Genomic DNA, 11512 nt, shown 5'->3' on the forward strand with positions numbered 1-11512 from the left:
TGTGGGGCAGCAGCAGACAGACTACCGAGCACTATCCTGCGGAAACGGTGAGGCCCGCCTGGGCGAGCGCCGCGAGGAACGCCTCCACGTCGGCCAGCGCCTCGCCGGGCTCGACTCCGAAGTCCGCGGTCACGGCGGCGACCAGGTCGTCGACCGTCGCTCCGCCCTCCCGCGCGCCGATCGCCTCCCAGAGGTAGCGGGCGGTGCCGTCGAGGGCGATGAGGTCGGAGGTGTCCAGGTTGACCACGACGATGCGGTCGCCGTCGTGGGTGGCCACGACGCGGTCGGAGACGCGCACCCGCCCGTCGCCGCCTCCCGCCATGGTGTCCCTCCGATGCTTCGCGGCCGTCCTCCGGCCAGGCCGCCGGGATCTGATCGAGACCCCCCGAATGGGGCACACGCTGGCCCTGGCAGAGTTGCGTACTCGACCCGTGCCACCCGAAGGAGCCCCTCCCGATGCCGCACCGCGAGCCCGACCAGCCCCGGGCCCTGAGCCTACGCGAGTACCTGCGCATCACGCGCCGCTACGCAGCAGGCATGCTGAGCCTGGTCCTGGTCGCCGTCCTCGCCGCGGCGGCGTGGACCGTCGCCCAGCCGCGCGTCTACAGCTCGACGGCCGCCGGGCTGGTGCAGTCGCAGGCGGGCGACGACCTCAACTCGGCGTACGAGGGCGACTCGCTCGCCAAGTCCCGCGCCGCCTCCTACGTGCAGCAGGCCGCCTCCATCGAGGTGGCGAAGCTGGTCATCGAGCAGTTGAAGCTGCCGATGTCGCCCGGCGCGCTGGCCGCGTCGGTCTCGGCGCAGCAGCCGACCGACACCGCGATCATCCGCATCACGGCCGACGCCGACACCCCGGAGGACGCCCAGCGCATCGCGAACGCGTGGATCGCCGCGCTCGGCACCCGCATCGCCCAGCTGGAGAGCCCGGACGGCTCCGCCGACGCCGCCGCGGGCGGCGGAGCGGGCGTCACGCGGTTCTCCACCCTGGCGAGCGCGCCGCTGAACCCGGCGCCCTCCTCCCCCAACGTGCCGGTGACCCTCGCCCTCGCGTTCGTCGTCGGCCTGTTCCTCGCGGCCCTGTACGCCCTCACCCGGCACCAGCTCGACCGCGGCGTCCGGTCGGCCGACGTGATCGAGTCCGCGTTCGGGGTGCCCGTCGTGGGCACCATCCCGCTCACCGACGACCTGACCCGCCGCTCCCGCATCCTCGAGGACGGCAGCCGGCCGGTGACCGGCCCCACGATCGGGACGATGGAGGCGCTGCGCGAGCTGCGCACGAACCTCTCGTACGTCGACGTGGACGAGCCGCCGCGCGTGCTGCTCGTGACCTCCTCGCTCCCCGGCGAGGGCAAGTCGACGCTCGCGTCGAACCTGGCGACCACCATCGCGCGCTCGGGCCAGCCGGTCGTCGTCGTGGACGCCGACATGCGCCGCCCGAACCAGGTCGCGACCTTCGGCCTCCCCGACACCGCCGGCCTCTCGGATGTGCTCGCCGGGCGGGTGGCGCTCCGCGACGTGCTGCAGGACCCCGGCCTCTCCCCCAACCTGCGCGTCCTCGCGGCCGGCCGCACGCCGCCGAACCCGAGCGAGCTGCTCGGCTCGCGCACCATGCGCGAGCTGCTCGTCGCCCTCTCGGAGCTCGCACTCGTCATCGTGGACGCCCCTCCGCTGCTCCCGGTGACGGACGCCGCCGTGCTCTCCCGCTCGGTCGACGGCGTCCTCCTCGTCGTCGATGCCCGCCGCACCAAGGTGGACCAGCTCGGCAAGGCCCTCAAGAGCCTCCAGCACGCCGGCGGCCGCCTCACCGGCGTCGTGCTGAACCGCGTCCCCCGCCGCGGCTCCGACGCCATCTCGTACGGCTACTACGGCAGCGAGTACGGGTACGGCTACACGTCCCCGGCGCCCCTGACCGACGGAAGGGATGGGGATGCGCGCGGCGGGGCCGGTGGGGCCGCACCCGAAGCGGGCCAGCGGGCCGCTGACACCGCGACAGCACAGGTGCCGACCATGCAGGAGCCTCCTGCCGGGCCCATCGCGCAGGAAGCCGCCCACCAGGACCCCGGACCGCTCGCACCTGCCGCGCCCGAGCCCGCCGCGCAGGACGCGGCACCCCGGGAGTACGCCACCCACGAGCACACCGCGTACGGCGCAGCCGCGCAGGGGAACCCCACGGACGAGCACACCGCACACGGACCCGCCGCACACGAGCGGACCGCACACGTGCCCACCGTCGACGAGCACACCGCACCCGAGCCGCCCGCGTACGAGCCCGCCTCCGCCGCACCCGCCTCCGAAGAGCCCGCCTCCGTCGCACCCGCCTCCGAAGACCCCGCCTCCGAAGAGCCGGAGGTCGACCGCCTGACGTCCGACGTCCCCACCGGCCCGGCGCCCGTCGTGGATGGAGCGGCTGCCGCCGTCGAGTCCGACCCCGTCCTCGCCCGGGCCGACCCCGCGGCGGTACCCACCCCCGTCTACGCCGGCGTGCCAACGGCGCACGGCCGCCGCTCGGCCCGACGCTGACCACCCTGTCACCGCCTCGTGACCACCCATGACAGCCCTGTGACCGCCCCGCACGCACCTGCTGCCACGCGCCCCGCCGGCCGCGACGCCTCCTGGCGGCTCGCGCATGCCCTGGTGGCCGATGTCTGCGCCGGCATCGGTGTGGAGCCGATCGTGATCAAGGGTGCGGTCGCGTCCGCGCACGGTCTGCGCCCGCACCGGGAGGCGGGCGACCTCGACGTGCTCGTCCCCCCGCACGCTCTGGACGCGATCATCGCGCGCCTGCAGGCCCAGGGCTGGAGGCTCCGCGCGCGCGACCACGACGAGCTCCTTTTCCCTTCGCACGCCGTCACGCTGTTCCGCGAGGGATGGCCGATCGACCTCGACATCCACTACCGCTACCTGGGCCTCCCCCCTGCTCCGGGTTCCGCCTACGAGCTGGTCCGCCGCCTCAGCCGGCCGCAGCTGGTCGACGGCGTCGAGGTGCTGGCTCCGCTCCCCGCTGCCCATGCGGTCCTCGTCGGCCTGCACTGCCTGCGCAGCCCGGCCGTCGGCCGTCACGCCGCCGAACTGGAGCAGCTCGTGGCAGCGTTCGACCGCGTGGACGCGCACCGCGTCGACGTGCATGCCATCGATGTGCATGCCGTCATCGACGCCGCGCGCGACCTCGGCGCTGTCGGGCCCCTGCGCCCGCTGCTGGCCCGCCCGGACGTCCTGGAGCGCGTGCGCGACGCCGACCGCCGCGAGACCATCCTGACTGCCCCACCCTCCGCGGCCGAGGACGAGTGGAGCCTCATCGCCTCCTCCGAGCGCCCGCACGAGCGACGCGCCCTCCAGCTGCACCGGGCGACCTGGTCGCAGCGCGTCCGCTTGATCGGGCGCTGGCTGCGCCCCTCCCTCGACGACCTCTACAAGAACCGGGACTCAGTCCGACGCACCGGCGTGCGCACCGCCGGCCTGTACCTGCGCCGCATCTTCCGTGGGCTCACGCTGCTCCCGCTCGCCGTTCTCGGGCTCATGATCGATCGCCCGCGCGTCGGCGACACCGCTCTCGGCCCCACCGACCGCTGACGCCGCTGCGCTCGGAGCAGCCTCCTCCCCGGCCACGGGCTTCAACCGCGGCAGCGACAGCAGCACCGTGGAGGCGATCCCGGTGAACAGCCACACCATCGTGTCGAACGAGAACATCATCGACAGCACGACGACGATGACCGCGCGCCCGGCGCGGTCCGCCCTGACCAGCGCCACGAGGATGCCCAGGAGCAGGACCACCAGCCCGACGAGGCCGACGGTTCCGAGCGCCTCCACGTACATGTCATCGACGACGTGGAGGTGGAACCGGCTGGTCAGGTAGCCCTTCGCGAACAGGTCCCCGTCGCGCCCCCACCCCTGCCCGAACAGCAGCTCGAGCGGCGGGCGCGCGAGGAGGGCCGGAACGCCCTGCAGGTTGCCCAGCCGCTGCAGCCACGACCCGGAGTCGAGCAGGTCGTCCGCGAGCGACCGGATGGTCCCGCCCGCGCCCAGCAGGACGGCGAGCGCGCCCACTCCGCCCAGGAGCAGGAGATTGCGGATCCAGCGGGTGAGCCCTGGCCTGGTGATCAGGTGCACGAGCACGCCGGCGAGCGCCGCGAGCGCGGCGCTCCGCGTGCCAGAGAGCAGCAGCCCGGTCGCCGCCACCGCGAGCATGACGATCCGGAGCAGTCCGCCGCCCCGCATACCCTGCAGCCGCGCGGCGTCGCACCAGACCAGCACAGCGGCCACGGCGGCGAACCAGCCGAAGACGATGGGGTGCCCGAAGGTGCCCTGCGAGCGCTGCAGATCGCCGTCGAGGAAGGGGTTGTCGCGCGCGGAGCCGCGATAACCCCACACGGGCGTCAGGTCGAGCAGCGCCTCGGCGATGGCGAGTCCGACCTCCGCCACGAGCAGCAGCAGCACGATCCGGACGAAGAGCCTGATCGCGTCCGCGTCGAGCCGGAGCGCGACATGCCCGGCGAGCAGCGCGGTGGTGCCGTACGCGAGGAGCCCGAGCAGCGAGTACCCGCCCATGACGACCGAGCTGATCAGCAGCAGAGCCCACCAGGCGACCAGCAGCGTCTGGAGCAAGCGGAGGTCGGAGGGGCCCGTCCTGGTGCGGATGACGGACAGCGCGAGCAGCACGATGGCGAGCGCCATCGTCGGCAGGTACAGGGTCTTGCCCGCGGTGTCGTTGACCGAGAAGGCGCACAGCACGAAGGCGAGCCCGAGCGCCAGCCCGCGCACGAGCCGTGCGGGAGCAGCCAGCACGGCGAGCACCGCCGCGACGGCGCACGCGGCGGCCACGACGAGCGCCACGCCGGTCATCGCTCCGCCCTCGTGAGCGCGGCGGCGTCTCCGGGCTCCGCAGGCTCGGCGAGCGCCGATCGCAGCAGCGGACCGAGCATGCGCGCGTAGTCGGCCGTCAGATGCCCGTGGTCGATGCGGGCGATGAGCCTCCCGTCTCCGACCGGGCAGCCGCCGTCGACGCAGAACCACGGCAGCGTGTCCACCAGGGTCACGTCGGTACCGCGGGCAGCGGCCTCGGAGACGGCACGTCGTTCCGCATCCGACTTCAGCGTCCACGCCGCGCTCACCGGTCGGACGCACGCGGCCGGGGTGGAGGTGCGCGCGGCGCAGTCGACCGGCGATGTCGTCTCCGGCGGGTTCTCCAGCACGACGATGCGTGCGCGGGTGCCCGCCAGGCGCTCGAGGCTCTTCTCGAGGCCACGCTGCCATTCCGCCGCGGCTTCCCGTCCGGTGGCGCCGCTGGCGAGCCGGCGCATTCCGCTCTCGGCGCTGGCCAGCACGACGAGGTCTGGCTTCATGCGAGCGACGGCCTGCAGATCCTGTTCGCGGCTGCGTCGGCAGGCGTCGGCGTAGCCGGGACGCCCGCGCGCCTCCCCGACCCGCACGAGCGCGGACGGGCAGCTCTGCAGGCCGACCGCCGCGATGCCCCAGCCGTCGTCGAGCGCCTCCCGCACCGCCGGCACGTAGCTCATGGCGATCGAGTCCCCGATCACGACGGCCCGTCGGGGTGCGGCCGGATCGGGCAGGCACACGGGAAGGGTCGTCCAGCTGAACGGCGGTGCCGAGCCGCCGTCGGAGCCGTCGAGCGGATCACGCATGCAGGCCATCTCGGCCGCTCCGGTCAGCGCGCCGGCCGAGAGCTGGCGGTCATAGCCTCTCCAGTCGGTACCGCGCACCGCCTTCTGCAGGCGGTCCTGCAACTGAGCGGTGGAGGCCACGGCTTCGGGCCGCGCAAGAGGCTCCGCCCCGCGCGCCTCGGGAACAGGCCCCCGCCACTGCACCACGGACAGCGCCACAACGGCGACGGCGGTCACCCCGACGCCCGCGATTCGGGTCCACCTCGGCGACCCGGGGACACGGAGACGCCGGCGCAGCGTCTCCCACACGCGCGCTCGCCGCGCGGGCGCCTCGACGAAACGGTAGGTGGCGGCGGCGAGGAGGCCCGCGAGAAGGAGCGCGACCCCGGTCACCAGGAGATCGTCGCCGTGGTCCGGTCCGGCGACGCCGCGCAGGGCGACCGGTAGAAGCAGCAGAAGGGGCGCGTGCCAGAGGTACAGGGAGTAGGAGATCCGACCGACCCAGCGCACGGGTCGAAGCGTCAGCGCAGAGGCAGGGGCGCCTGGCACCTCCCCGGCCAGCACCACCAGCATCGCGCCCAGCACCGGCAGGCCCGCGGCCGCCCCGGGGAACGGCGTCGCCGGCGAGTACATCACAGCGGCGAGCGCGATCATGCCGATTCCGGTCCAGCGGAGGCCCGTGACGAGCAGCGGCCGCACCCCGAGACGCAGTCGCGCGACGCAGGCGGCTCCTGCAGCGGCAAGGAGCGCGCCGCCTCCGAGCTCCCACGCCCGGGTGACGGGCAGGAAGTACGCCGCTGCCGCGGTGCGCTCCGTCAGCGCCACCGACAGAGTGAACGAGACGACGACCGCCACCGCGGCGCACGTCGCGACGACGCGCCGGGCCGAACCGCCCCACCGTCCCGCACGCAGCGCAACGGCCCAGGCGAGCACCAGCAGCCAGGGCCAGGTGGCGTAGAACTGCTCCTCCACCGAGAGCGACCAGAAGTGCTGGAACGGCGACACGGCGCCCGCGGGGTCGAGGTAGTCGGCGCCCTGGCGGATCAGCGCCCAGTTCTCGACCGAGAGAAGAGCGGCCGCACCGTCGAACAGCAGTGGCACCGAGGTGATCGGGAAGAACAGCAGGAGGCATGCGGACGCCGTGACCGCGACGACCACCACGGCGGCGGGCAGCAGGCGGGCGACGCGGCGCACGAAGAAGCGCGCGAGGCCGACACGACCGTCCCGCTCCTGCTGGTGGAGCAGGCCCCGCGTGATCAGGTACCCCGAGAGGACGAAGAACACATCGACGCCGACGAAGCCGCCGCTCGGCCAGCCGACCGCGTGGTTCGCCACGACGAGCAGCACCGCCAGCGCCCGCAAGCCCTCGAGATCGGGCCGGAAGCGGGGTCGCTCGACGGGCCGGCTCGGGCCGGCGTCCGCCGACGTCCGGGCCGCCACGGCCTCCTGCACGCGAGCCACGTCAGCCTCCTGCCGCCGTGAGCTCGTGATATGTCTCGAGTACCGGCCGGAAGACGACGTCGGGGTCGGCGTGTCGCCGGGCGTAGGCACGTGCGGCTTCACGGAGCTCCGACGTGTCCGCCTGGAGCGCCTGCTCGACGGCCACGGCAGCTTCTGTCGCAGCGATGTCGGTCGGCAGCAGCACGCCGCGCCCGGCGACGAGCTCCGTCACGCCGGGCGCCTCGATGGCGACGACCAGAAGGCCACGAGCGAACGCCTCCAGCACCACGAGCGGCGTCCCCTCCCAGCGGGAGGTGAGCAGCAGCGCACCCGCACGGTCCATCTCTTCGATCACGGTGCTGATGCGACCGCGGAACTCCACGGGCGCCTTCGCGGTGCGCGCGTGCCACTCGGCCTGGCCGCGCAGCGGTCCGTCGCCGAGCCACCGACCGCGGAGGCCGCCGGTGGACGCGGCGACGATGTCGACGAAGCGCAGAGGGTCCTTCTGCTCCTCCAGCCGACCGACCCCCAGAACGACGCCGGTACGGGGCAGGCCGCGCGTACCCGCACCGTCGCCGGTGCTGGCCGCAGGCGGAACGAGGTTGCCGATCGTCCGAACGCGGTCGGACGCGACGCCGAAGGTCTCCGTGAGCATCCGCGTGACGGCGGGACCGACCGAGAACACGCGACGGGTGCGGAAGGACAGCGTGCGCAGCCGGGTGTCGGGCAGCACGGTGTGGGCGTGCTCGACCACCGGGATCCGCAGCAGCGCTCCGACGGCGAGGCACGCGAGCGCCTCACGGCGCTGATGCGCATGGAGGACGGTGGGCCGGAAGCGCAGGCACGCACGGAGCAGCGCAGGAAGGTATCGAACGATCGAGCCGTGCGGCGCGCGTTCGAAATGGATCGTCGCGGGCACCTCGGACGCTCGCGGGCCGTCGGCCGCGACCAGCGCGGTGGGCACGCCCGACGACGCCGACCAGGCCGCCAGGTCGAGCACGACCTGCTGCGCGCCTCCCTGCGCCATCGAGTCCAGCGCGTGGAGCACGCGCGGCTCGGTCGACGGCCGCCGTCTGCTGGATCGCCAGTGGTGGCGGAGCGACTCCGACGCCACGGCGAGGAAGCGGGGCCCGCGCACCAGGTACCGGTGGGCGAGGCGCCGCGGCTCCTGCGCGAGCCGCCAGCACCATTCCAGGCCGAGCCGCTGCACGGTCAGCGGCGCCCGCGACCGCGCGCCCGCGGCGAAGTCCACGGCGGCCCCGGCTCCGACGTACACGGCCGCCGGGAGCCGATCGCGCCAGTACGACCACCATGCCTCCTGCAGGGGGAAGCCCAGGCAGAGGAAGACGATGTCGGGATGGAGGCTGCGCAGCCGCTCGACGGTCGCCGCGCCGGCAGGATCGTCCGCCGATCGCAGCTCCGGCGTCTCGACGGCGTCCACCTTCGCGGACGGATGGCTCTCGCGCAGCCTGCCGGCAGCGGCGCGGGCGACCTCCGGACGGCCGCCGACGATCGCGACGCTCCAACCGCTCCGGGCGGCCTCCGCGGCCACCCGGTCGAGCAGGTCGGCGCCGGTGTGGCGGCGCAGCGCGTCATCACCGAGGAGGCGCGCGAGGGCGACCAGCGGCGCGCCGTCGGCGAGCAGCAGCGAGGCGTCGGAGAAGGCGTCCGCAGCGGCGGGATCGTCCGCGGCACGCAGCACCTGGTCGACGTTGGGCGTCACGACGAGCCGCGGTGACTCCTCCGCGTGCAGGTCATGCAGCGCGGTGAGAAGTGCGTCCTCGTCGCCCCGGAAAACAGGATGGCCGCCGAGGCGCGTGCCGTCAGGGTCGACCGTGAGCAGGAGCCGCGCCATCAGTAGGCCCCCGTCCGGGAGAGCACCGCGCGCACCGTCTTGGCGAGGATCCGCAGATCGCCCGAGACCGACCAGTTCTCCACGTACGAGAGGTCGAGCAGCAGCCCCTCCTCCCATGCCAGATCGGACCGGCCGCTGACCTGCCACGGCCCGGTCAGCCCGGGTTTCACCAGCAGTCGCCGGCGGGCGCTGTTCTCGTAGCGCGCGGTCTCTCGCGGCAGCGGCGGACGCGGGCCGACGATGCTCATGTCGCCGCGGAGCACATTCCACAGCTGAGGCAGCTCGTCGATGGAGTAGCGGCGCAGGAATCGGCCGACCCGTGTCACCCGGGGGTCGGCGCGCACTTTGAACAGCGGGCCGTCCGCCTCGTTGAGCGCGGCGAGACCGTGCAGTGCGCGGTCTGCGTCCTCCTGCATCGACCGCAGCTTCAGGATGGTGAAGGGGCGGCCGTCGACGCCAACGCGCTGCTGGCGGAAGAACACACGGCCGCCGTCCTCCCGCCGGATCGCGCACGCCGCCGCCGCCATCAGCGGTGCGGTGACGATGAGACCGATCACGGCGAGGACCACGTCCAGCACGCGCTTGCCGATGTACTTGCCGCCCGCGTAGGAGGGCTGCCTGACCAGGATGACGGGCGACTCGGCGAAGTGCAGCACGTCGATGCGCGACGGCGTGACGCTCTCGAGCCCCGGTGCGAGCAGGAGCTGGACGCCCTCCGGCTCCAGCTCCCACGCCAGGCGACGAAGCCCGACCGCCGACGAGGCGGTGGTCGCGTGGGTGGGCAGCGAGCCGACGACGACCGCCTCCACCCCGTGGAGGCGCGCGGTCTCTCTCACCTCCGAGAACCAGTCCTCGTCGCACGGGGCCATCGCCTCGCCGCTCCTGTCGCCGACGCTCGCCACCACGCGCAGACCGTGGAGCGGGTCCGCGAGCAGAGTGCGCTCGATCCGTTCCACCTCGCCCGCCGTGCCGATGACCAGCGTCGGGCGCGGCGACTCGGCCACCGAGAGACGCACCCAGCGGCGCCAGGCCCACCGCGAGGCGAGCACCATGACCGTTCCCGCGGGGAACGCGTAGAGCAGGAACGCGCGAGACGGTTCGAGCTGGAGCAGCATGGTCAGGAAGGCGCAGCCGGTGAACACGGCGCCGCTCGCCCGGAGGGCGGAACGCCAGTCCTCGGCGCCCCGGCCGAAGGCGAACGCGTCACGCGGCCGCAGAAGGTACAGAGCGCCCACCCAGACGACGGCGGTGAGCGCCGTGACGGCCGAGTAGTCGACGCGGAACCGGTCGATCAGGAAGTCGTGCCCGCTGCCGACGCCGAAGCGCGCCAGATGCGCGAACAGCAGGCACGAGACGACGGCGAGCGCATCGGTCACCGGCAGCAGCCGGATGGCCACGGCGCCTGCGGAGCGTCTGGTCGCCCCGGTGTCAGCGACGTACGCGGCGACGCGCGTCATCGGTTCTGCCCGATCCACGCGGTGGCGGCGTCGATCGCGGGCAGCAGCTGGAGCTCCAGCTCGCGCCACGCGCTCTCCGGTGCGCCGAACGGGTCGATCACGTCGCCGCCGCCGTCGAAGCCGCGGAGCGTGCGCACCCGCGCCGGAGCCGCAGGCTCGGTCGCGACGATACGCCGCCGCTGCGCCTCCGTCGCCGTGAGCACCAGGTCGATGCCGGCGAGGTCGACCTCCCGGATGCTGCGGCTCACGAACCCGGTCGGGTCGGCGCCGAGGCGTTCCAGCAGCTCGCGCGCCCCCTGCTCCATGTCCCGGCCGGAACGGGCCCGCAGGCCCGCGCTCTCGACCCGCACGCCGTCGATCCCGGCCGACCGGAGGCGGTGCGCCAGCAGACGCTCCGCCACCGGCGACCGGCAGATGTTGGCGGTGCAGACGACGAGCACGCGCGAGACCGTGCCCGCGGTGCCGACGGCTCCGAAGGGATCATCGAGCAGTGCGGCCCCGCCGACACCGGTGTGCCGTGTCGGACGAGCCGTCATGCGGACTTTTCCGGCGCACTCCGGCGCCGGCGGACGACCACGAGCAGCACGCCCGCGATCACGAGCCCGAGCGCGACGGCGCTGATCGCGTACACGGCGACGGTCGACCCCGTCGACGCGAGGCCGTCACCGCCCGAGCCGGACACCGCCGGAGCCTCGGACGCGCCGACCGGGACGACGGTGATGGTGAACGTGTCGGTGGGCGCCCCGCCCGTACCGGCCACCCGCAGCGAGTAGTCGCCACGACCGTCCGTCGGCATGCGCAGCGTGAACGTGAGCGAGCCGTCGTTCTTCGCGGTCATCGACCAGTCGCGGTCGCTCACCGTGGAGGCGAGGGTGATCGACGCGCCGCTGATCCCTCGAGCGGACGCGGTGACCTCCTGGTCGGCTGCGAAGCGCCCGGCCGGTGCGGTGAAGGTGACCGTCTCACCGGGAGCGACGACGGCGTGGTCGATCGTGCCGTGGATGCCGTCGCTCGGGACGTAGCCGCCCGGAGTCTCGGCACTCGCGGCCGCGGCGGGGGCGAGCAGCAGAGCGAGCGCCACGGCGCCGGTCAGAAGGAGGTTTCGCATCGGTGTTGCCTTTCATGTGCGATGAATGTGAGAG

8 protein-coding genes are annotated in these 11512 nt (G+C 73.8%); 2 read left to right on the top strand and 6 right to left on the bottom strand.

The window, feature by feature from the left end; genetic code table 11:
* Positions 1–31 precede the first annotated feature (31 nt).
* Positions 32–322: a PqqD family protein gene (locus P5G50_RS16680; protein ID WP_301212193.1), complete on the bottom strand. Its 291-nt coding sequence runs from the start codon at positions 320–322 to the stop codon at positions 32–34.
* Between the two features lie 134 nt (positions 323–456).
* Between P5G50_RS16680 and P5G50_RS16685 the strand changes: the two genes are divergently transcribed.
* Complete coding sequence (locus P5G50_RS16685) at positions 457–2520, top strand: tyrosine-protein kinase domain-containing protein (protein ID WP_301212194.1); 2064 nt, start codon at positions 457–459, stop codon at positions 2518–2520.
* 39 nt (positions 2521–2559) lie between these two features.
* Positions 2560–3570 carry a nucleotidyltransferase family protein gene (locus P5G50_RS16690; protein WP_301212195.1) on the top strand — a complete coding sequence of 337 codons (1011 nt, stop codon included), beginning with the start codon at positions 2560–2562 and terminating at the stop codon, positions 3568–3570.
* Between the two features lie 1265 nt (positions 3571–4835).
* Here the strand turns inward: P5G50_RS16690 and P5G50_RS16695 are convergent.
* Genes P5G50_RS16695 through P5G50_RS16715 form a run of 5 tightly spaced genes read right to left on the bottom strand, consistent with a single transcriptional unit; the run spans position 4836 to position 11478 of the window.
* Positions 4836–7079, bottom strand: a complete 2244-nt coding sequence (locus P5G50_RS16695; protein WP_301212196.1) for an acyltransferase family protein — start codon at positions 7077–7079, stop codon at positions 4836–4838.
* Position 7080: 1 nt separating this feature from the next.
* Positions 7081–8913, bottom strand: coding sequence for a WecB/TagA/CpsF family glycosyltransferase (locus P5G50_RS16700; RefSeq protein WP_301212197.1), 1833 nt, complete (start codon positions 8911–8913; stop codon positions 7081–7083).
* Complete coding sequence (locus P5G50_RS16705; protein WP_301212198.1) at positions 8913–10370, bottom strand: sugar transferase; 1458 nt, start codon at positions 10368–10370, stop codon at positions 8913–8915. The genes P5G50_RS16700 and P5G50_RS16705 overlap by 1 nt, the downstream gene beginning before the upstream one ends.
* On the bottom strand, positions 10367–10906 hold the full coding sequence (locus P5G50_RS16710) for an arsenate reductase/protein-tyrosine-phosphatase family protein (RefSeq protein WP_301212199.1): 540 nt from the start codon (positions 10904–10906) through the stop codon (positions 10367–10369). Before P5G50_RS16710 ends, P5G50_RS16705 begins: the two co-directional genes overlap by 4 nt.
* Entirely contained in the window at positions 10903–11478 is a 576-nt protein-coding gene (locus P5G50_RS16715) for an LAVTG motif-containing sortase-dependent surface protein (RefSeq protein ID WP_301212200.1), read from the bottom strand. The genes P5G50_RS16710 and P5G50_RS16715 overlap by 4 nt, the downstream gene beginning before the upstream one ends.
* Between the last annotated feature and the right edge of the window lie 34 nt (positions 11479–11512).

Source organism: Leifsonia williamsii, assembly GCF_030433685.1.
GTDB lineage: Bacteria > Actinomycetota > Actinomycetes > Actinomycetales > Microbacteriaceae > Leifsonia > Leifsonia williamsii.